Consider the following 19,872-nt stretch of genomic DNA (forward strand, 5'->3'; position numbering starts at 1 on the left):
TTTCCTGTGAATGTGATCAGGATCCGGGGCCGGGACGGGGATGTCGGGGGCAGCACGTAGGCTCGGAGCATGTTGCGGCTCCACGACACCCTGACCCGGCAGGTCGTGCCCGTCGCCCCGGCCGGTTCGCGGATCCTGCGGATGTACACCTGCACCGCGCACGAGCCCGCCGGCCTCGCCGACCTGCGCCCCGCCCTGCTCGCCGACCTCGTCCGCCGCGTCGCCGAACGCGCCGGGCTGCGGGTGCTCGCCTGCCGCAACGTCTCCGACCTCGTCCACCGGAACGGCGGTCGCGGTCGTGACGGCGACGGCGCGTCCTTCGACGCCGACACGCTCGCGCTCAACATGCGCGCTCCCGAGCACTCCCCCAGGACCAGCGAGACGATGGGCCTGGTGATCGAGCTCATCGGGCGGCTGATCGAGCGCGGCCACGCGTACACCACCCCGGAGGGGGCGGTGTTCTTCGACGCGGCGTCCTTCCCCACGTACGGCGAGATCTCCGGCAAGCCGGGCTCGGCGCCCGACTGGCCCCTCTGGGAGCCGGCGCCGGAATCGCCGGGGGACTCGGCCGGCGACCACGCCGGACCGGTCTGGAACGGGCCCTGGGGCCGCGGGCTCCCCGGCCACGACATGGAGTGCTCGGCCGCGCCGCTGCGGTTCCTCGGCCCCCGCTTCGACCTGTACGTGGGCCGTGCCGACCTGTGCTTCCCCCACCACGAGAGGGCACGGGCCCAGTCGAACGCCGCCACAGGACGGGAGGCCGCCGCCCACTGGGCGCACTCCGGGCATCTGCTGTTCGAGGGCCGCCCGGCCGGCACCGGGGACGTCGTGCCGCTGTCCGGCGTCGTCGCCGCCGGTCTCGATCCCCTCGCCGTACGGCTGGCCCTGCTGGAGCACCACTACCGGCGGCCGGTCGACCTCACCTGGGACGCCCTTCGCGCCGCCGACGAGGAACTGCGGCGGCTCCGGCGGCGGGTGGCCGAATGGGCGGAGTCACCGAGCCGCCCGATCGACCAGGCACACTCCGAGCGCGTCCAGCGGGCATTGGACGACGACCTGGACACTCCTGCGGCGCTACGCCTGCTGCGCGATCTGGAGGCCGACGAGTCGATCGCGCCGGGGTCCAAGTTCGAAACCTTCCTCCACTTCGATCACGTGCTCGCCCTCGGCCTGCCCGCCGACATCGGCCGCATCTGACCGGCGTTCCTCGCGCCTGAACGGGCCGATCGGGATGTTTCTCGCATACCGACAGTCGAGTCACAACCGTGCGCAGCAGCAGGTCCAGGTCTAGGTACAGGTCCAGGTGCAGGCGCAGGCGCAGGTCCGCAAGCCGACGGACCGGTGGACCTGAGGACCGGAGCTGTGGACCGGCGGAGCTGTGGGCCGACAGGCCCAAGCCGCGTGCGGCTTTGGCCCGCTTACCCGGCCTCCGATGCGCGGGTGCAGCCGGACCACTCAACCTGTCGCTCCAACAATTCGCCGCTCACCTGGTGTGCAACGCACGACGCCATGAAAGAATTCGTATATACATTCGAATCAAGCTAGGAGGGCTCAATGGATCTGTTCACTAGCGATCCTGACCGCTCTCGTCGTTCGAATAACACTGGCGACGACTGGTGGGACCGGTTGATCGCCGACTCACCGTTGTGGTCCGTCGATGGCTCATCCGCCCGCGAGCACTTCCCGATCATCGACCTCCACCCGCCGCGGCACACGAGCGCTAACACGAGCGGCAGCGGGCCCAGTGCCGAGAGCGCGCCCGGCACCGGAAGCACAAGCAGCCCGGGTACGGGTGCCGACGGCGCGAACGGCCCGCGCGCTGATGGCCTTGATACCGATGGTGGTGATGCCGGTAGTCGTGGTGCCGGCGCGGATGCCGCCGATGCGGGTGGTCGTCCCCGTGCTCGGTCGTCGTGGGTGCTGGTGGGGTCGTTGCGTGAGTCGGCGCAGGCGTTGGCGTTGGCGCCGCTTCCCGAGGATGCGGATGTCTGCCTGGCTGAGGCGGAGGATTTGCTGTTCGCGCGGGACCGGATCACCTGCGCGCTGGCCGATCGGGTGGGGCGCGTGCATGCCGCTGGGCGGGCCAAGCAGCATGGGCATGCCTCCACCCGCAGCTGGCTGCGCACCGCCGCCGGGATGAACGTCGCCGGTGCGGGCCGCCTGCTGACGTTGGCGGTGGAGCTGGCGCGTCTGCCGCGGGTGCGGGAGAAGTTCGCCGCCGGCCAGTTGGCGGCGGGGGTGGTGGAGGCGATCTGCACCGCCACCGCCCAGTTGAGCGATGAGCACGCCGGTGTGGCCGAGCCGATCCTGCTGGAGCTGGCGGGCAAGGCAGGCGCGGCGGAGGTGGCCAAGGCCGGGCGTTACCTGCGGGCGGTGCTGGACCCCGACGGAGAAGACCACGACGAGCGGGCCGACTACGGGCGGCGATTCCTGCGGGTGCGCCCCGGGCGGGGCGGCGGCCTGGAAGGGGAGTTCTCCCTCCCCCGCGAAGCGGCAGCCCGGCTACGGGCCCTGCTGGACGCCTACGCCAAACCGCGGGCGGAGGGCGATGACCGGCCGCTGAGCGTGCGCCAGGCCGATGCCCTCATCGCCCTGCTGGAACAGAAGATCGCCACCGAACTCCTGGTCCTGGTCAACGCCGAATCCCTCCCCACCGACCCCGCCACCGGCGGCACCAACGACTCTGCCCCTGACGAGGCCGCCACCACCGACCCCGCCGCCACCACCGACTACCCCGCGGACCCTGACCATGCCGGAAGCACCGACGGCCCCAGCGAGGCCGACGACGCCGTCCCCGGCGCGATGGGCGACCCCGGTGACGTGGGCGGCGCCGACGACCCCAACGTCCCGGACGACCCCGACACCGGCGAGGACGAGGCAGATGGCGGTGCGGGGAGCGATGCCGGTGCCGATGGAGCCGCGAACGCCGGTGCCGGAAGCGCCGACCGTTCTTCCGTCGGTCCCCGCGATGAGGAGTCCCGCCAGCCAGGGCCCGACGAGCGCGGGGCTGGTGAGCACGGAACCTCCGAGCGTGAGACCGGTAGGCGCATCCGTGAGCACGGGACTGGCGAGCAGGGGGCCGGTGAGTGCGAGCCGCACGACACCGCGAGCGACGCCTCTACCAAGGGCGACCACACCACGCCCGTAGAGGGCGAAGACCACGACCGTGCCGCGACACAGACTGGGGCAACGCACGCCGGACGGCGCGCGTCAGCATGGCCTACAGACGGCGGCCAGCCCTCGCACACAGCGCCTTCAGACACAGCGCTTTCGAACCCAGCACCCTGGGGCGCAACACCTTCCGGCATAGCGCCTGCCCACGCAGCGCAGCCGGATCCTCCTCCCGAGGATGCCTTCGCGCATCACGCGCACGCCGGGTCTCGGCCTGCGAGGGACTGCCGGCATGGGCAGGGCACGCGTGAGGACCTCAGCGACGTGCGCTGTGGCCAGGACCGCCATGACTTGGGCCGCCATCAGCCGGACTGCGATGAGCCGGGCGGCGAGGAGCAGGGCCGGGCTCGGCAGGACGCGGCGGACGGCCAGGGCGCGTGCCGGTGTGGCAGCGCGGCGCGGTGCTCGTGTGCGACGCAGGCGCCGGGAACGGCGGGACCAGAGCCGGAGACGCCACCGGGACATCCACCGGGATCAGAGCCAGGGACGCCGGGGGCGCTGTTCGGGACGCCGCCGGGGGCGTTGCTGGGGACGGCGTTGGGGACGGTGCCGGGGTTGTTGCTGGCGACTGGGCAGATGCTGCCCGTCACCAGCGTGCACCGCCTGGCCCGCACCAGCACCCTGGTGCGGCTGGTCATGGACGCCGAGGGGCAGGTGCTCGACATGGGCCGCAAAGTTCGCCTGGCCACCCCCGCCCAACGTAGGGCGATCTTCGCCCGCTACGCCACCTGCTGGATCGACGGCTGCCCACTCCCCGCCACCATGTGCCAGATCGACCACGCCGACAACTGGAGCACCGGCGGACTCACCGACCTGAAACTCCTCGGCCCCGCCTGCCAGTTCCACAACCGCGACCGCTACCAGCACCCCCACCGCTACACCCGCCGCCAAACCGGCACCGACCGCTGGACCTTCACCTACGAGCGGCCCCGGCCCAGGCGACTACGGGAATGAGGGAGGCGGCCGGGGGGCGGCACCGGCAGCCGCCGGGAAGCTCAGACGCCGAGGCGCTGGTCGCTGACGAGGATGCCGTCCTCGTCGCTGTAGAGCCATGCGCCCGGGGCGAAGGTCACGTCGCCGAAGTTCACCGGGACGTCGATCTCCCCCAGGCCGGTCTTGGCGCTCTTGCGCGGGTTGGCGCCGAGCGCCTTGATACCGAGGTCGAACCCGGCCAGGGCTGCCGTGTCTCGTACCGCGCCGTTGATCACCACGCCCGCCCAGCCGTTCTCCATTGCCGAGGTCGCGATCATGTCGCCGAGCAGCGCCGTACGCAGCGATCCGCCGCCGTCGACCACCAGCACCCGGCCCTCGCCCGGTGTCGCGAGCACCTGTTTGACGAGCGCGTTGTCCTCCAGGCAGCGGACCGTGGCGATCTGGCCGGAGAATCGCGTGCGTGAGCCGTACGAGCGGAACTGGGTGACACAACTGTGCAGCGCGTCACCGTGGGCGTCGTAGAGATCAGCGGTCGCGAAGCTCATGGCCGCATTGTGCCAGTGCCCGCGCGGTCGTTGCCGCTGCCCGGAAATACGGGTTTGCCATTCCGTAAATGCCGTGATTATGGGAGCGAAGCGCACCGGGAAACAATGCGGACGTGCATGATGTTTCGCGCTTCCGCCCGCTTCCGCTCACCGTGCTCGCCGCTGTCGCGCTCAGTGGGTGTCAGGCGAGCGGAACAGCCGTCGCGGGGGACGCCGCTCTCACCGCGTCGCCCGTGCTGAGCGGCAGCCAGACAGCTGGGCAGACAGCTGGGCAGACGTTCGAGAAGGCGACCGAGAAGGCAGTACGGATGCTCGACAACGCGATTCTCCCCCTGGACGCTTTCGCACCGACACCCGAACAGCAGGCTCGGCTCGTCAACGCCGTGCGCCACTCGGTGGCCCTGTGCACGAATAGGTTCGGAATGAAGGGTTACGACGACACTCCGTTGCCACCGCAGCGCGACACGACGCCCAGAGCCCGCCGTTACCTGTTCGTCGATCCTGCCCTCGCCGGCCGATACGGGTACGCCGTGCCGTTGCAGCCTCCCTCGCAGCAGCAGAAACCACCAAGATCCACGAAAGCGGGCGCGGGCATGACCCCGATCGAGGAGCAGGCCGTTCTGGGCGGGCGGGGGCCGAAGACGGTCAGGGGGATCCGCGTGCCGGAGGGCGGTTGCATCGGGGCGGCGAACCGGCGCGCGATGAAAGGGGTCCCACCCGACGCCGAGTTCCTGGTCGTCCGGCTGGAGTCGGAGGCGTACGACAAGTCGCTTCGTGATCCCCGGGTGAAGGCGGGGAACGCGGCGTGGAGCGCCTGCATGAAGAGAGCCGGCTACACCTACTCGGCACCCGTCAAGGCGTGGGAGGACCCGCGCTGGCGAAAGGCGGGTGACAAGCGGGAGGAGGCCACCGCGGCGGTGACGGATATGCGCTGCAAGCTGCAGGTGGACTGTCTGAGCGTGCGGCTGACGAGTGAGATCGATGCGCAGCGGACGATCGCAAAGGGACACGGCCCCGAACTCCGGGCGTTCCGGCGGCATCTGCGGACGCGACTGGCCAACGCCGCGGCGATGCTCGGAGAGCGGCCCTAGCCACAGCCCGAGCCACAGCCGGAACCGCTCTCGCGCAAGCGCCATCCCGGCCGTCCCGTCAGGGGAGCGTACGGCTCTCGCCGACGGCGAGGTCCCACAGGTCGGCGGGATCGAGGCCGCGTGACTCCCACACGGCGCGGGCCTCGCGCACGGGCTCCAGCAGCGGCTCGCCCGACAGCACGAACGTGCCCCAGTGCATGGTGGCCATCCGCCGCGCTCCCACGTCGAGGCAGCCCTGCACGGCCTGGGCGGGATCGACGTGGGAGACCTTCATGAACCAGCGCGGCTCGTAGGCGCCGACCGGCATGAGTGCGAGGTCGATGCCCGGGTAACGCTCACCGATCTGCGCGAACCGCTCCCCGTAGGCCGTGTCACCGGCGAAGTAGACCCGATGCTCGGGGGAGGTGAGCACCCATCCGCCCCACAGGGTGCGGCAGGTGTCCCAGAGGGTACGGCGGCTCCAGTGGTGAGCCGGGACGAAGTCGAATGTCACGTCGCCGAGGCGAGCCGACTCCCACCAGTCCAGTTCGGTCACGTCGCGGAAGCCTCGCCGCCGAAACCACCCGCCGAGCTTGGCAGGTGCGAAGACGGCCGTGTCCCTCGGCAGGCGGCGGATCGTCGGTGCGTCCAGGTGGTCATAGTGGTTGTGGCTGATCACGATCGCGTCGACTTCGGGCAGGTCGGACCAGGCGACGCCGGGAGGGGTCAGCCGCTGGCGCACGCCGGGGATCTTGCGTGACCACACCGGATCGGTCAGCACGGTGAGCCCGCCGATCTGGAGCACGAACGTCGCGTGGCCGACCCAGGTCGCCACGGTCTCGGTCGCGGCGGCGCGGGGCAGGCCGACACGGTGGACGGGAATCTGGTCGCTGTCCCCGATGTCGGGCCGCAACTGCCCGTGCCACATGACGCTGGTGACCTCGCGGAAGTCGGGAAGCGGGGCGGTCAGCCTGTCGGCGAAGCTGGACGGCCACCGGCGGGGTCCGGCGGGCCTAACAATCGGCGCGCTCGGCGCATTCGGAACGGGAGATACGGGGATTTCTGGGGCCTCAGGGCTTTCCGGGTGAATCGTCTGCGACATGGGGAACTCCCTTCCGCTCTCCATGATCCCCGCAGGGCCGAAAATATTCCTCCTACGACTGGTTGATTCCCGCCATGTTTCCTCCACCCTCAGGCGGAATGCGACCTACTCCCCCTTCTCCTCCACCATGGGTGCATCCGGGGATAACCGCCGTCGTCCAGACCGGCCATCCGCTCGAAAAGATTCCACGAGGCCGGATGACCGCAGACGGCGTACGAAACAGCCGAGGCGAGCACGTACAGCACGAGCATGGGCAGGCCGACGCAGAACGCGTACTGGGTGGCGTGGCGGGACTCGTGGTCGAGCAGGCAGCCGGTGAGATAGCCCTCCCCGTGCTTGGTCAGGACGACGTTGCCCACCGTGAACGCCCCGGCGACGGGGAACGGGATGCGGTATCCGTGTGCGTAGACGAGGCCCCGCTCCCCCCTGCGGGTGCGGGCTCCGCCGATCCGCGCGATCAGCAGCCCGAGGGGCGTGGAGAGGTTGACGTAGTTGATGACCTGCCGGACCCGGTGCGACCGCCGCATGTCCCCAGGATCCGCGCCCGGTCCCACCTGTACAAGCTCACGGGCGGCCGTACGACTTCAGCAGCCACGAACCGGCGGAGCGGGTGACGACCACGGCCGCGGCGACGGCGACGGCGCCGCCGTAGAGGTACCAGTAGCCGGCCGAGTTGCCCGCGATGGCGAGGTCGCCGGCCCGCTGAGGCGTGGCCAGCAGGAACGACGCGAGGAGCCACCCGGCGGCGGGGACGAGCGCGCCCAGCTTGCCGCCCATCAGCCGTCCCATGGCGTACGGCACCGCGAACAGGGCGGCCAGCCAGGCGATCGCGGCGACCGGCACCTCCCCGGCGTACCACGCGTGCTGGAAGCCCCCGACGACGCCGAGCACCACGCCCAGCAGGAAGAGCACGCCGTACGCCGCGCCGGTGACGGCCCCGGCCAGCGGGCCGGGGACGTTCTCGGCGGGTTCGACGCCGCTCTGCGCCTCCTGGGTCATACCGCCCAACTTATCCGACACCTCAGCCGATGCCGGCGAACAGGTCGGTCTCGCGGTTGTACGGCTCGCCGAGGCCGCCCACCTCGGGCGGAGCGCCGATGCCGGGCCTACCGGGGACCCCGGCGCGCAGGATGAAGTGCTCGACCCCGAGGGCCTGCTGGCCGACGTTGTTCGACAGCGCGAACCACGGCGCGTCCACGGCGATCTGCGTCGCGTGCGCGCGCATCGCATCGAGTTTGGCCTCCACGTGGGGCCTGGCGTCGATCTCCGTCGTCACGTCCTCGTCGGCGCACCCCGGCATGTCGTCGATCGACTCCGGCACCCAGAAGCCGACGCCGGCCTCGCGCATGGTCTCGATGGTCCGCCGGAGCACCGACTTGGGCATGGCGGTGAGGTAGAACTTGGCGATCCGCCACGGCTCCCCGCCGGGGAACGCGGGGTCGGCGGCCAGTTCGAAGGCCCGCCGGGAGACGCGGTGCGCCTGGATGTGGTCGGGATGGCCGTAGAAGCCGTTCTCGTCGTAGGTGACGAGGACCTGGGGCCTGACCTCGCGGATCACCTTGACCAGCTCGCCCGCGGCCTCGTCGAGGTCGGCCCGCCAGAAGCAGCCGGGGCGGTCGTTGGTCGCCGCGCCCATCATGCCCGAGTCGCGCCAGCGACCGGCCTCGCCGAGGAAGCGGTGGTCGGTGACGCCGAGGGCCTTGCACGCGGCGGCCAGCTCGCCGATGCGGTACTGACCGAGGGTGTCGTCCCTGTCGGCCGCGTGGTGGGCGAGCTCCGGAGGGATGACCTCGCCCTCCTCCCCCAGAGTGCAGGTCACGAGCGTCACATGCGCGCCCTCGGCCACGTACTTGGCCATGGTCGCCCCGGTGCCGATCGTCTCGTCGTCGGGGTGGGCGTGCACGAGCAGCAAGCGGCGGTCAGTCATGCCTCCGAGGGTAGTGCCCCTGTGCTGGCAGTATGAGGAGCTATGACGGAGAGCTTCCCGCGGTTGCATGCCAGGACCCGGCGGTTCACCCTTGGGGTGCCGCGCAACTTCACGATCTCCCCTGACGGCGGTCGGGTGACCTTCCTCAGGACGCGGTCGGGCACCGATCCGGTGACGTGCCTGTGGGAGCTGGACGTCGCGTCCGGGGCCGAGCGGCTCGTCGTCGATCCCCTCGCCCTGGGCGCCGCCGACGAGGACCTGCCGCCGGAGGAGCGCGCCCGCCGCGAGCGGTCGCGGGAGTCGGCGGGCGGCGTGGTGGCGTACGCCACGGACCGGGAGGTCCGGCGGGCCGTCTTCGCGCTGTCGGGCGACCTCTACCTGACCGACCTCGCCTCGGGCGGGGCACGGCGGCTCCCGGCGGCCGGGCCGGTCATCGACCCCCGGCTCGACCCCACCGGCGCGCGGGTCGCGTACGTCACGGGCGGCGCCCTGCACGTGCTGGAGATCGATACCGAAGCTGACGCCGGAGCTGACTCCGGAGCCGGCACCTCGCTGGCCGAGCCCGAAGGCGACCTGGTCACCTACGGTCTCGCGGAGTTCATCGCGGCCGAGGAGATGGGGCGGATGCGCGGCTACTGGTGGTCGCCCTCCGGCGACCGCCTGCTCGTGGCCCGCGTGGACGAGTCGCCGGTGACCCTGTGGCACATCGCCGACCCGGCCAACCCCGACCGTCAGCCCGTCCCGCAGCGCTACCCCGCCGCCGGCACGGCCAACGCCGAGGTCACGCTGCACGTCATCGGCCTGGACGGCGCGCGTACGGCGGTGCCGTTCGAGCAGGAGTACCTGGTGACGGCGGCCTGGGACGCGCACGGCCTCGCGATCGTCACGCTCTCGCGGGACCAGCGGACCATGCGCCTGCTGTCGGCCGACCCGGACACGGGCGAGACGACGCTCCTGCGCGAGGACACCGACCCGGCCTGGGTGGACATCGTCGCCGGCGTTCCGGCCCGCCTGTCGGACGGCAGGCTCGTGTGGGTGGCCGACGCCGACGGCGGCCACCGCCTCGTGGTCGGCGACGAGCCGGTCACGCCGCCGTCCCTGCAGGTGCGCGCGGTGCTCGACGTGGACGGCGACACCGTGCTCTTCCAGGCGAGCGGCGAGCCCAGCGAGGTCCATCTGTGGACCTACACGGCGGGCACCATCAGCGCCGTCACCACCGAGCCGGGCGTCCACTCCGGCCGCCGGGCGGGCGGCGTGACGCTCGTCGCCCGGCAGAGCCTCGACACCGAGGGCACGACGGTGACCGTCGGGTCGGCGTCGATCAATTCCCTGGCCGAGCGCCCGGGCCTGGAGCCGCGGGTGTCGCTCGTCCGGGCGGGCTCTCGCGAACTGTCCACGGCGATCCTGCTGCCCTCGTGGCACGTGCCCGGCTCCGGTCCGCTGCCCGTCCTGATGGACCCGTACGGCGGGCCGCACGCCCAGCGCGTGCTGTCGGCCCGGCGGATGTTCCTGGAGTCCCAGTGGTGGGCCGAGCAGGGCTTCGCGGTGATCGTGGCCGACGGGCGGGGCACGCCGGGACGCGGCCCGGCCTTCGAGCGGGAGATGCTGCACGACTTCACGATCTCGCTGCAGGACCAGGTGGACGCCCTCCAGGGCGCGGCGGCCCTGCACCCGGGCGACCTCGACCTGTCGCGGGTGGCGATCAGGGGCTGGTCGTTCGGCGGCTACCTCGCCGCGCTCGCCGTGCTGCGCCGTCCCGACGTGTTCCACGCCGCCGTCGCCGGGGCGCCGGTCACCGACTGGCGGCTGTACGACACCTGCTACACCGAGCGCTACCTCGGCCACCCGGACGAGGGGCACTACGAGAGGTCGTCGCTGCTGGGAGACGCGGAGAAGGGGGAGCGCCCGCTGCTGCTGATCCACGGCCTGGCCGACGACAACGTCGTCGCCGCGCACACGCTGCGGCTGTCGTCGGCCCTGCTCGCGGCAGGCCGCCCGCACACCGTGCTCCCGTTGTCGGGCGTCACCCACATGACGCCGCAGGAGGTCGTCGCGGAGAACCTGCTGCTCCTGCAGCTCGACTTCCTCAGGAAGTCGCTGAACATCACCGGCTGACGTGACTACCGGGCGGTGCCGTGCCAGCTGTCCCACAGCGCGGCGTAGGCACCGCCCGCCTCCACCAGGTCGTCGTGGGAGCCCAGCTCGCTGATCCGGCCGTCCTCCACCACGGCCACCCGGTCGGCGTCGTGCGCGGTGTACAGCCGGTGCGCGATGGCGATCACCGTACGGCCCTCAAGCACGGCGGCGAGCGACCGCTCCAGGTGGCGGGCGGCCCGCGGGTCGATCAGCGACGTGGCCTCGTCCAGGACGAGCGTGTGCGGGTCGGCCAGCACCAGCCGGGCGAGCGCGAGCTGCTGCGCCTGGGCCGGGGAGATCGCCGTGCCGCCGGAGCCGACGGCCGCGTCCAGGCCCTCGGGCAGCGCGGCCACCCACTCCCAGGCGTCCACGGCCTCCAGCGCGCGGCGCACCTCGGCGTCCGAGGCGCCGGGCCTGGCGATCAGCAGGTTGTCGCGCAGCGTCCCCCGGAACACGTGGTGCTCCTGGGTGACCAGGGCGACGTGCCCGCGCAGCTCGTCGAGCGGCAGCTCGACCAGCGGCACCCCGCCGACCGTGACCGACCCGCTCGCCGGCGCGTGCACCCCGGCGATGAGGCGGCCCAGCGTGGACTTGCCCGCCCCCGAGGGTCCGACCATGGCCAGGCGCTCCCCCGGGCGTACGTCGAGGTCGATGCCGTGCAGCACGTCGTGGCCCTCGCGGTAGGCGTACCGCACGCCGCCGACCTTCAGCTCCTCTCCCACCGGCCGGGCGTCGCCCGAGACCCGGTCGTCGGGCACGTTGGCCACGCCCAGCAGCCGGGCCATCGAGGCCCCGCCGACCTGGAGCTCGTCCACCCACGACAGCAGGCGGTCGAGCGGGTCGATGAGCTGCTGCACGTAGAACGTGGCGGTCGTCACCTGGGCCACCGTCACCCAGCCCTCGATCGAGAAAAGCCCTCCGATGAGCAGGGTCGCCACGACCGGGATCACGTAACCGAACTCGACCGCCGGAAACCACACCGTGCGCAGGCCCAGCGTGTACCGCTCGGCGGCGAACGACCGGGAGATGTCCCGGTCCGTACGGTCCCGGCGGCGGCCCTCCAGCCCCAGCGCCTCGATCGTGCGCGCGCCCTCGACGGTCTCGGCCAGGCCTTCGGTCATGTCGGCGTACGCCGCGTTCTCCCGCAGATAGCCGTCCCTGGCGCGGTTGAGGTACCACCGGGTGGCGCCCCACAGCAGCGGCACGGCGACCAGCGACGGCACCGCCATCACCGGCCCGACGAGGATCACCGCGCCGACGACGAAGACGCCGGTGACGACCGCGATCAGCGTCTCGGGCACGGCGTGCCGCACGCTCCGGGACAGCGCGTCCACATCCCTGGACGTACGGGTGATGAGGTCGCCGGAGCCGGCCCGCTCCACCGTCGAGAGCGGCAGCGCGAGCACCCGGCCGACGAAGTCCTCCCGCAGCTCGGCCAGCACCTTCTCGCCCAGCCGCGACGACGCGTACACCGCGAGCCTGACCAGCACGGCCTGCACGACCACGAAGGCGGCGATGGCCAGGACGACGGTGTCCACGCGCAGATCGCTGCGGCCCTTGGCCAGGCCGCCCACCAGGTCGCCGAGCATGCGGGGCGCGACGAGCCCGGCCATCGCCGCCAGCGCGTGAAGCGCCAGCGCGAGACCGAGCTCGCGCGGATACTTCAGCGTCAGCCGCCGCGCGTAGGCGCGCACCTGCGCCCGGTCGGCGACCGGAAGGATCTCGCGGGCCATGCTCAGTCTTCCCCTCGTGTCACGGTCGAGCGGTACGCGGGCACCTTCTCCAGCAGCGCCCGGTGGGCGCCCTCGGCCCGCACCACGCCGTCCTCGACGTACAGCACGTGGTCGGCCCGGTCGAGCACGAGCGGGCTGGTCGTGCAGACCAGGGTCGCCCGGCCCGTCCGCGCCTTGCCCAGCCGTTCGGCGACGCGCGCCTCCGTGTGCGCGTCGACGGCGCTGGTGGGCTCGACCAGGATCAGGGTCTCCGCGTCGGCGAGCAGCGCCCGGGCCAGCCGCAGCCGCTGCTGCTGACCACCGGAGAACTCACGGCCCGACTCGGCCACGTGCGCGTCCAGGCCTTCGGGCAGCGCCGCCACGATGTCCTCGGCGCACGCGGCGTACAACGCCTCGCGGACGTCCTCGTCGGTCGCCGCGCCCCGCACGTCGAGCTCGTCGCGCAGCCGTCCGGTGAACAGCCGCGCGCCGTTGTCGGCCACCAGGATGTGCCGCCTGACCTCGGTGAGCGGCAGCTCCGCCAGCGGCACGCCGGCGAGCGTGACGTCGCCGGGCGCGAACCTGCCCAGGCGGTCGGCGATCGCGATGGCGTCCTCCGGCGCGGCCGCCGCGAGCGCCGTGAGCCGTCCGGGCCGGACCTCGACCCCCGACTCGCCGTCGCGCAGCGTGCCCTCGCCCGTGAAGAGGCGGCCGCCGCCGCCCGCGATCTCGGGCTCCAGCGACAGGATGCGGCAGACGCGGCGCGCCGCCACGTGCCCCTTGGTCAGCTTGTCGGCGGCCTCGGTCAGCGTCCGCAGAGGCGCGATCAGGAACACCGCGTAGCCGTAGAACGCGACGAGCTGACCGGGCGTGATGCGGCCGTCGAGCGCGAAGTGCGCGCCGAGCCAGGTCACGCACGCGATCAGCACGCCGGGCAGCAGGACCTGGGCGCCCTCCAGCAGGGACTCCACCGAGGCCACCCGCACGCCCGCCTGCCGTACGCGCTGCGACTCCTCGCGGTAGCGCGCGGCGAAGACCTGCTCGCCGCCGATGCCGCGCAGCACCCGCAGGCCGGCCACGATGTCGGCGGCCCGGGTGGCCAGGTCGCCCTGCAGGTCGCGTTGCTCGTGCTGGCGCCGGTGCAGCGGCTTGAGCAGGGGGCCCACCGCGGCCGCCATCAGCGGCACGCCGACCAGCACGACCAGGCCCAGCGGAACCGAGGTGGCGATGAGGATCACGGTCACCGCGACGATCGCGACGCCGGCGCCGGCGCCGCGCAGGACAATCTCCATGGCGTTGCCGATGTGGGCGATGTCCGAGTTGCCCACGCTGACGACCTCGCCCGTCGACAGCCGCTTCGGCAGCGTCGCCCCGAGCCTGGCCGCCTGCCGTACGGTCACCTGGACGGTGCGGTAGGCCGCCGACAGCCAGCTGAAGACGGCGTAGCGGTGGCGTGCGACACCGGCGAGCGCCTGGACCACGCCGAGACCGAGCACCACGGCCGACCATCTGAGCAGCGTGCCCGCGTCCCGCGCGGCCATCGCGTCGATCGCCTTGCCCAGGGCCGCCGGCACGAGCGCCTGCCCCAGCCACCACAGCACCGCCAGGGTGATTCCGGTCAGCATCGGACCGGCCTGGCTGCGGGCCACCCACCACAGGTAGCGCAGCGGCCCGCGGGCGTCGGGTGTGCCGGGATCGGCCACAGGAAGAGTGCGCATCGTAGTTCCAGGCTCGCAAACACGCAGGTCGACCGGCAAATCGTTTTACTCGTCAACCAAGGTTGACATCTGGGGTCGCGTCAACCTATGTTGACGACATGAGTGATACGGCACAACTGGCGAGCGACGCCGGCAGCCGCGATCCGGCCGTCGGCCTGCGGGCCGTACGGGCCCTGCGACTCCTGGTGGAACGGCTCGAAGCGCTGCAGGTGGAGAACGCCCGCAACGCCGGGTGGTCGTGGCAGGACATCGCGCTCCTGCTCGGGGTGTCCCGGCAGGCGGTGCACAAGAAGTACGCGGGCGGCCGAGGACTGCTGAGACGGGAGAAGTAGATGCTGGAGAGATTCACCGACGACGCGCGGCAGGTCGTCACGCACGCCAACGAGCAGGCCAGAGAGCTCCGGCACAGGCAGGTGGGCACCGAGCACCTGCTGCTCGGCCTGCTGAGCCGTCCGGAGACGCTGTCGGCCCGGCTCCTCACGTCTCGCGGGATCACCCACGAGCGGGTGCGGGCGGAGGTCGTACGGATTCTCGGCGACGCCGCGGGCGGGGACATCGACGCCGAGGCCCTGGAGTCGATCGGCATCGACCTGTCGGCCGTCCGGGAGAAGATCGAGGAGGTCTTCGGCGTCGGGGCCCTCGACCGGGAGCCGCGCCGCGATCACCGCGGGGCTCTCCTCAGCGGGCGCCGGGCCCCGTTCGGCCCGCGGGCGAAGAAGACGCTCGAACTCGCGCTGCGCGAGGCCATCGCGCTCAAGAGCAGAGACATCCGCGACGGGCACATCCTCCTGGGCGTCATCCGGGAGGGCGAGGGCCTGGGCGTCCGGATCCTGACCGATGCCGGGGTCGACCTGTCCGACCTGCGGGCGGAGGTCAGGAGCGCCCTCTGACCCCTCTGACCGGCGTCAGCCGTCCAGGGCCGTCAGGGCGTCCGCGACGGTCTCGTGGATGGGGAACGCGACGTGCAGCCCGGTCACGGTCAGAATCCTCCGGAAGACGCCCCGGACGCCGACCAGCTTCATGAACCCGCCCGCCTCCACGGCGTGGTCGTGCGTCTCCAGCAGGAGCCGCAGGCCCATGGAGTCACAGAAGGTCAGCTCGGAGGTGTCCACGACCAGCCGGGCGGCGCCCTCCTCCGACAACTTGCCGAACACGGTGCGCAGGCGTTCGCCGGAGATCACATCCAGCTCGCCGGTCAGGGTGACGAGAGTGTGCGTCGCCTCATGGCTCACCGTGACGCCAAGTCTCGTCGTCATCGCCTGTCCTCATCCTGAAAGATCTTCCTCTTGGGAGATCTACAGAGAAGTTACACCCCTACTTACCCCGCCAGGCAGAGAGAGGCAAGGAGGACGGGACGGCGGGGACCGGCAGTGCTCAGCGATCGCCGGCGATCTCGTACAAGCCGCCGGAATCGGAGTCCGAGCCCGGCCCGCCGCCGGGCCGAGGGTGACGCGGACCCGCGTCGGCCGCCTGGCTGAGCGCCTCCGCGACCGTCGGGTGCTGCTCGAACACGTTGCGCAGGCCGGTGATCGTCAGCACCCGGCGCAGCACTCCCTGCACGCCGCTCAGCATCAACCGGACGTTCAGGGCCTGGCCGCGCTGCAACGCGGAGATCAGCTCGCTGAGCCCGCGCGAGTCGCAGAACGCCAGCTCGGCGACGTCGAGCACGATGACGGACGTCCCGGGCGACTCCCAGGCCTGATGCAACTCGTTGTGAAGCAGATGGACGGTGCCGGCGTCCAGGTCGCCTTCCACACGCACGACGACGGCCGCGCCGTGCACTGCGGACGCGACCTTCAAGGTGGAACGTGGACCGGTCACGGACATGCTCACTCCCTCGCCTGCGGGATCACGGCAGGCGTGTTACGCCAACACAAAGCACACGTTACCCAGGAGGAGAGGTGATTATGTTACGGCTGACCGGTCCACGTTCTCGACCGCTACCTGAAGACGGCTACTTGAAGACGGCTACTTGGAGGCGGCCCTGAGGTAGTCGGCGTTCATCTGAGCGATCGTGTCGAAGGGGATGCCCTTCGGGCACACCGCCGTGCACTCGCCGGTGTTGGTGCAGCCGCCGAAGCCCTCGGCGTCCATCTGCTCGACCATCGCCCTGGCGCGCGACTCGCGCTCCGGCTGTCCCTGCGGCAGCAGGCTCAGGTGAGTGATCTTCGCCGCGGTGAACAGCGACGCCGAGCCGTTCGGGCAGGCCGCGACGCAGGCGCCGCAGCCGATGCAGGTCGCGGCGTCGAAGGCGGCGTCGGCGTCGGCCTTCGGCACCGGGACGGAGTGCGCCTCGGGGGCGGACCCGGCGGGAACGGAGATGAAGCCGCCCGCCTGGATGATCCGGTCGAACGCCGACCTGTCCACGACGAGGTCCTTGACCACCGGGAACGCCGCGGCCCGCCACGGCTCGATCGTGATGACGTCGCCGTCCTTGAAATGCCGCATGTGCAGCTGGCACGTCGTGGTGAGCTTCTGCTCGCCGTGCGCGACGCCGTTGATGACCATGCCGCACATGCCGCAGATGCCCTCGCGGCAGTCGTGGTCGAAGGCGACCGGGTCGTCGCCCTCCAGGATCAGCCGCTCGTTGAGGACGTCGAGCATCTCCAGGAACGACATGTCGGGCGAGACGTCGTCGACCCGGTAGGTCACCATCCGTCCCTTGTCCGACGAGCCGTTCTGCCGCCAGATCTTGAGGGTCAGGTTCACTTGTAGCTCCGCTGGGTCATCTTGACGTACTCGTAGTTCAGCTCTTCCTTGTGCAGGACCGGACCCTCCGGAGTCCACTCCCACGCGGCGACGTAGGCGAAGTGCTCGTCGTCGCGCAGCGCCTCGCCGTCCTGGTCCTGCGACTCGGCCCGGAAGTGACCGCCGCACGACTCCGTGCGGTGCAGCGCGTCGACGCACATCAGCTCGGCGAGCTCGAAGAAGTCGGCCACCCGGCCGGCGCGTTCGAGCGCCTGGTTGAGCCCCTCGGCGTCGCCCGGCACCTTGACGTTGTTCCAGAACTCCTCGCGCAGCTCGGGAATGCGCTCCAGCGCCTTGCGCAGCGACTCCTCGGTGCGCTCCATGCCGCAGTAGTCCCACATGATCCGGCCGAGCTCGCGGTGGAAGGAGTCGGCGGTGCGGTTGCCGTTGACGGACAGGAGCTTGTCGATCTTGTCCTGGACGGCCTTCCTGGCCTCCGCGACGTCACCCTCGTCCACCGGCCCGAACGAACCGGCCCCGGCGAGGTAGTCGCCGATCGTCGTCGGCAGCACGAAGTAGCCGTCCGCCAGGCCCTGCATGAGGGCCGAGGCGCCCAGGCGGTTCGCGCCGTGGTCGGAGAAGTTGGCCTCGCCGACCACGAACAGCCCGGGGATCGAGGACTGCAGGTCGTAGTCCACCCACAGCCCGCCCATCGTGTAGTGGACGGCCGGGTAGATGCGCATCGGCACCTCGTACGGGTTCTCGCCGGTGATGCGCTCGTACATCTCGAAGAGGTTGCCGTACTTCTTCTCGACGGCCTCCCGGCCCAGCCGCCTGATGGCGTCGGCGAAGTCGAGGTAGACGCCGAGCCCGCCGGGACCGACGCCGCGGCCCTCGTCGCAGACGTTCTTGGCGGCGCGGCTGGCGATGTCACGCGGCACGAGGTTGCCGAACGCCGGGTAGATGCGCTCCAGGTAGTAGTCGCGCTCGTCCTCGGGGATGTCGCCGGGCGCGCGGTTGTCGCCCTTGCGCTTCGGCACCCAGACCCGGCCGTCGTTGCGCAGCGACTCCGACATCAGCGTCAGCTTCGACTGGTGGTCGCCGCTCTGCGGGATGCAGGTCGGGTGGATCTGCGTGTAGCAGGGGTTGCCGAAGTACGCGCCCTTCTTGTGCGCCCGCCAGATCGCCGTGGTGTTGCAGCCCTTGGCGTTGGTGGACAGGTAGAACACGTTGCCGTAGCCGCCGCTGGCGAGCACGACCGCGTCGGCGAGATGGGTCTCGATCTCACCGGTGACCATGTCGCGGACCACGATGCCCCGGGCCCTGCCACCGCTGATTACGAGCTCCAGCATCTCGTGGCGGGTGTGGACCTCCACGTTCCCCGCCGCGACCTGCCGCTCCAGGGCCTGGTACGCGCCGAGCAGGAGCTGCTGGCCCGTCTGGCCCCGGGCGTAGAAGGTGCGCGACACCTGGGTGCCGCCGAACGACCGGGTGTCGAGCAGGCCGCCGTACTCGCGGGCGAACGGCACGCCCTGCGCCACGGCCTGGTCGATGATGTTCACGCTGACCTGGGCGAGGCGGTAGACGTTCGACTCGCGGGCGCGGTAGTCGCCGCCCTTCACGGTGTCGTAGAACAGCCGGTAGACGCTGTCGCCGTCACCGCGGTAGTTCTTGGCGGCGTTGATGCCGCCCTGGGCGGCGATGGAGTGGGCCCGCCGGGGCGAGTCCTGGTAGCAGAACGACTTGACCTTGTAGCCCAGCTCGCCGAGCGTGGCCGCGGCGGAGCCGCCCGCCAGGCCGGTGCCGACCACGATGACGGTCAGCTTGCGCTTGTTGACCGGGTTGACCAGCTTGGCCGAGAAACGACGCTTGTCCCAGCGGTCCTCGATGGGACCCTCCGGAGCCTTGGTGTCGCGGATGGGGTCACCCACCCGGTAGTGCCCGGCGATGGCCGGTTCTGCGCCCTGATTCTCCTGCTGGGCGTTCTCTTGCTGGGCGTTCTCTTGCTGGGCGCGGCGGCGGAACTTCACTTGACCACTCCGATCAGAATGCAGACGGGCGCGGCGACGAACCCGATCACCAGCACCGCGGAGACCGCGACGGCGGTCGTCTGCAGCGTGCTGCGGACCTGGGGACGGCGGGTCAGGCCGAGCGACTGGAACGCGCTCCACATGCCGTGGCGCAGGTGCAGGCCGACCATCACCATGGCGACGAGGTAGAACAGCGCCACCCACCAGCGGTCGGGCTGGAAGCCGGCGATCATGCGGGCGTACGGCGTGGCGTCGCCGCCCTCGGGGTTCACCGTGCCGAAGGTCATGTCCAGCAGGTGCCAGACCACGAACAGCACGATGATCACGCCACCCCACCGCATGGTGCGCGCGGCATACCCGTTGGCCTGCGACTTCCGCTTGGCCGCGTACTTCACGGGCCGCGCCTTGGCCGCCCGCCGGGCGAGCGACACCGCCGCCCACATGTGCAGCACGACGCAGACCGCGAGCACGATCTCGGTGATCGTCAACACCGTCCGGTTCGGCAGCGCGGGCGAGCCCACGGTGCGCAACCATTCGGCATAGTGGTTGAAGGAGTCGGCGCCCAAGAAGATCTTGAGGTTGCCCAGCATGTGGGCGATCAGGAAGAGCACGAGAACAGCGCCCGTGACGGCCATGACGGCCTTCCTGCCGGCCGAGGTGCCGAGCAGTCCACGACGGGCGGGCGTGCGGGGGGAATTGGGGGAATTATGTGTGGGGACCGGAGCGGTCGCCGAACCGCGATCCACGGAAGCGGAGTCCACAGAGTGGTCAACAGTGGCAGTCACGAATCCACACGCTAGGTTTGCGCTGTTCAGACGTCCAAGTCATGACAGGCCTGGT

General features: G+C 71.3%; 18 protein-coding genes. 6 read left to right on the plus strand and 12 right to left on the minus strand.

Annotated elements, in window-relative coordinates; genetic code table 11:
• Window positions 1–69 precede the first annotated feature (69 nt).
• Window positions 70–1,197, plus strand: coding sequence for a cysteine--tRNA ligase (locus tag BXA11_RS07890; protein ID WP_030507478.1), 1,128 nt, complete (start codon window positions 70–72; stop codon window positions 1,195–1,197).
• 726 nt (window positions 1,198–1,923) lie between these two features.
• Window positions 1,924–4,125, plus strand: coding sequence for a DUF222 domain-containing protein (locus BXA11_RS07895; protein ID WP_159454746.1), 2,202 nt, complete (start codon window positions 1,924–1,926; stop codon window positions 4,123–4,125).
• A gap of 41 nt (window positions 4,126–4,166) precedes the next feature.
• On the opposite strand, the gene rraA is transcribed toward BXA11_RS07895, so the two are convergent.
• On the minus strand, window positions 4,167–4,649 hold the full coding sequence (rraA, locus tag BXA11_RS07900) for a ribonuclease E activity regulator RraA (protein ID WP_076433918.1): 483 nt from the start codon (window positions 4,647–4,649) through the stop codon (window positions 4,167–4,169).
• 113 nt (window positions 4,650–4,762) lie between these two features.
• Here rraA and BXA11_RS41995 point away from each other — a divergent pair, with 113 nt between their 5' ends.
• Window positions 4,763–5,740 carry a hypothetical protein gene (locus BXA11_RS41995; RefSeq protein ID WP_143734148.1) on the plus strand — a complete coding sequence of 326 codons (978 nt, stop codon included), beginning with the start codon at window positions 4,763–4,765 and terminating at the stop codon, window positions 5,738–5,740.
• Between the two features lie 58 nt (window positions 5,741–5,798).
• Here the strand turns inward: BXA11_RS41995 and BXA11_RS07910 are convergent, their stop codons facing one another.
• From BXA11_RS07910 to mshB, 4 genes are all read right to left on the minus strand, one after another.
• The gene (locus tag BXA11_RS07910) at window positions 5,799–6,647 is read right to left on the minus strand and encodes an MBL fold metallo-hydrolase (RefSeq protein WP_244303578.1); all 849 of its coding nucleotides are present in this window, start codon (window positions 6,645–6,647) and stop codon (window positions 5,799–5,801) included.
• A gap of 263 nt (window positions 6,648–6,910) precedes the next feature.
• Entirely contained in the window at window positions 6,911–7,348 is a 438-nt protein-coding gene (locus BXA11_RS07915) for a hypothetical protein (protein ID WP_076433920.1), read from the minus strand.
• A 37-nt stretch (window positions 7,349–7,385) separates the two neighbouring features.
• Window positions 7,386–7,820: a DUF6113 family protein gene (locus tag BXA11_RS07920; RefSeq protein ID WP_076433921.1), complete on the minus strand. Its 435-nt coding sequence runs from the start codon at window positions 7,818–7,820 to the stop codon at window positions 7,386–7,388.
• Between the two features lie 22 nt (window positions 7,821–7,842).
• Window positions 7,843–8,748, minus strand: coding sequence for an N-acetyl-1-D-myo-inositol-2-amino-2-deoxy-alpha-D-glucopyranoside deacetylase (mshB, locus tag BXA11_RS07925; protein WP_076433922.1), 906 nt, complete (start codon window positions 8,746–8,748; stop codon window positions 7,843–7,845).
• A 42-nt stretch (window positions 8,749–8,790) separates the two neighbouring features.
• Between mshB and BXA11_RS07930 the strand changes: the two genes are divergently transcribed.
• A complete protein-coding gene (locus tag BXA11_RS07930) occupies window positions 8,791–10,863 on the plus strand; it encodes a prolyl oligopeptidase family serine peptidase (RefSeq protein ID WP_076433923.1) in 2,073 nt (690 codons plus the stop codon).
• Window positions 10,864–10,868: 5 nt separating this feature from the next.
• Here BXA11_RS07930 and BXA11_RS07935 read toward each other — a convergent pair whose 3' ends face one another.
• Both BXA11_RS07935 and BXA11_RS07940 read right to left on the minus strand, forming a co-directional pair.
• Window positions 10,869–12,617 (minus strand): ABC transporter ATP-binding protein, encoded by a 1,749-nt coding sequence (locus BXA11_RS07935; protein WP_076433924.1) that lies wholly within the window; start codon window positions 12,615–12,617, stop codon window positions 10,869–10,871.
• A 2-nt stretch (window positions 12,618–12,619) separates the two neighbouring features.
• Window positions 12,620–14,314 (minus strand): ABC transporter transmembrane domain-containing protein, encoded by a 1,695-nt coding sequence (locus BXA11_RS07940; RefSeq protein ID WP_076433925.1) that lies wholly within the window; start codon window positions 14,312–14,314, stop codon window positions 12,620–12,622.
• Between the two features lie 98 nt (window positions 14,315–14,412).
• Here BXA11_RS07940 and BXA11_RS07945 point away from each other — a divergent pair, with 98 nt between their 5' ends.
• Both BXA11_RS07945 and BXA11_RS07950 read left to right on the plus strand, forming a co-directional pair.
• Window positions 14,413–14,646 carry a hypothetical protein gene (locus tag BXA11_RS07945; protein WP_030507490.1) on the plus strand — a complete coding sequence of 78 codons (234 nt, stop codon included), beginning with the start codon at window positions 14,413–14,415 and terminating at the stop codon, window positions 14,644–14,646.
• On the plus strand, window positions 14,647–15,204 hold the full coding sequence (locus tag BXA11_RS07950) for a Clp protease N-terminal domain-containing protein (protein ID WP_030507491.1): 558 nt from the start codon (window positions 14,647–14,649) through the stop codon (window positions 15,202–15,204). It begins immediately after the preceding gene.
• A 15-nt stretch (window positions 15,205–15,219) separates the two neighbouring features.
• Here the strand turns inward: BXA11_RS07950 and BXA11_RS07955 are convergent, their stop codons facing one another.
• The 5 genes from BXA11_RS07955 to BXA11_RS07975 all read right to left on the minus strand — a co-directional run bounded on the left by BXA11_RS07955 (window position 15,220) and on the right by BXA11_RS07975 (window position 19,817).
• Window positions 15,220–15,570: an STAS domain-containing protein gene (locus tag BXA11_RS07955; RefSeq protein ID WP_076433926.1), complete on the minus strand. Its 351-nt coding sequence runs from the start codon at window positions 15,568–15,570 to the stop codon at window positions 15,220–15,222.
• 118 nt (window positions 15,571–15,688) lie between these two features.
• Complete coding sequence (locus tag BXA11_RS07960) at window positions 15,689–16,141, minus strand: STAS domain-containing protein (protein ID WP_076433927.1); 453 nt, start codon at window positions 16,139–16,141, stop codon at window positions 15,689–15,691.
• 141 nt (window positions 16,142–16,282) lie between these two features.
• Entirely contained in the window at window positions 16,283–17,023 is a 741-nt protein-coding gene (locus BXA11_RS07965; protein ID WP_030507494.1) for a succinate dehydrogenase/fumarate reductase iron-sulfur subunit, read from the minus strand.
• On the minus strand, window positions 17,020–18,951 hold the full coding sequence (locus BXA11_RS07970) for a fumarate reductase/succinate dehydrogenase flavoprotein subunit (RefSeq protein WP_076434049.1): 1,932 nt from the start codon (window positions 18,949–18,951) through the stop codon (window positions 17,020–17,022). The genes BXA11_RS07965 and BXA11_RS07970 overlap by 4 nt, the downstream gene beginning before the upstream one ends.
• A 77-nt stretch (window positions 18,952–19,028) precedes the next feature.
• On the minus strand, window positions 19,029–19,817 hold the full coding sequence (locus BXA11_RS07975) for a succinate dehydrogenase cytochrome b subunit (RefSeq protein ID WP_342200782.1): 789 nt from the start codon (window positions 19,815–19,817) through the stop codon (window positions 19,029–19,031).
• Window positions 19,818–19,872: the final 55 nt, after the last annotated feature.

This window comes from Microbispora rosea (assembly GCF_900156315.1).
GTDB classification, from domain to species: domain Bacteria; phylum Actinomycetota; class Actinomycetes; order Streptosporangiales; family Streptosporangiaceae; genus Microbispora; species Microbispora rosea.

What these genes read in the sequence shown, in the direction of transcription:
- BXA11_RS07890 (WP_030507478.1), top strand. Translation starts at nt 70, where the DNA reads ATGTTGCGGCTCCACGACACCCTGACCCGGCAGGTCGTGCCCGTCGCC.
- rraA (WP_076433918.1), bottom strand. Translation starts at nt 4,649, where the DNA reads ATGAGCTTCGCGACCGCTGATCTCTACGACGCCCACGGTGACGCGCTG.
- BXA11_RS07910 (WP_244303578.1), bottom strand. Translation starts at nt 6,647, where the DNA reads ATGTGGCACGGGCAGTTGCGGCCCGACATCGGGGACAGCGACCAGATT.
- BXA11_RS07915 (WP_076433920.1), bottom strand. Translation starts at nt 7,348, where the DNA reads ATGCGGCGGTCGCACCGGGTCCGGCAGGTCATCAACTACGTCAACCTC.
- BXA11_RS07920 (WP_076433921.1), bottom strand. Translation starts at nt 7,820, where the DNA reads ATGACCCAGGAGGCGCAGAGCGGCGTCGAACCCGCCGAGAACGTCCCC.
- mshB (WP_076433922.1), bottom strand. Translation starts at nt 8,748, where the DNA reads ATGACTGACCGCCGCTTGCTGCTCGTGCACGCCCACCCCGACGACGAG.
- BXA11_RS07930 (WP_076433923.1), top strand. Translation starts at nt 8,791, where the DNA reads ATGACGGAGAGCTTCCCGCGGTTGCATGCCAGGACCCGGCGGTTCACC.
- BXA11_RS07935 (WP_076433924.1), bottom strand. Translation starts at nt 12,617, where the DNA reads ATGGCCCGCGAGATCCTTCCGGTCGCCGACCGGGCGCAGGTGCGCGCC.
- BXA11_RS07940 (WP_076433925.1), bottom strand. Translation starts at nt 14,314, where the DNA reads ATGCGCACTCTTCCTGTGGCCGATCCCGGCACACCCGACGCCCGCGGG.
- BXA11_RS07945 (WP_030507490.1), top strand. Translation starts at nt 14,413, where the DNA reads ATGAGTGATACGGCACAACTGGCGAGCGACGCCGGCAGCCGCGATCCG.
- BXA11_RS07950 (WP_030507491.1), top strand. Translation starts at nt 14,647, where the DNA reads ATGCTGGAGAGATTCACCGACGACGCGCGGCAGGTCGTCACGCACGCC.
- BXA11_RS07955 (WP_076433926.1), bottom strand. Translation starts at nt 15,570, where the DNA reads ATGACGACGAGACTTGGCGTCACGGTGAGCCATGAGGCGACGCACACT.
- BXA11_RS07960 (WP_076433927.1), bottom strand. Translation starts at nt 16,141, where the DNA reads ATGTCCGTGACCGGTCCACGTTCCACCTTGAAGGTCGCGTCCGCAGTG.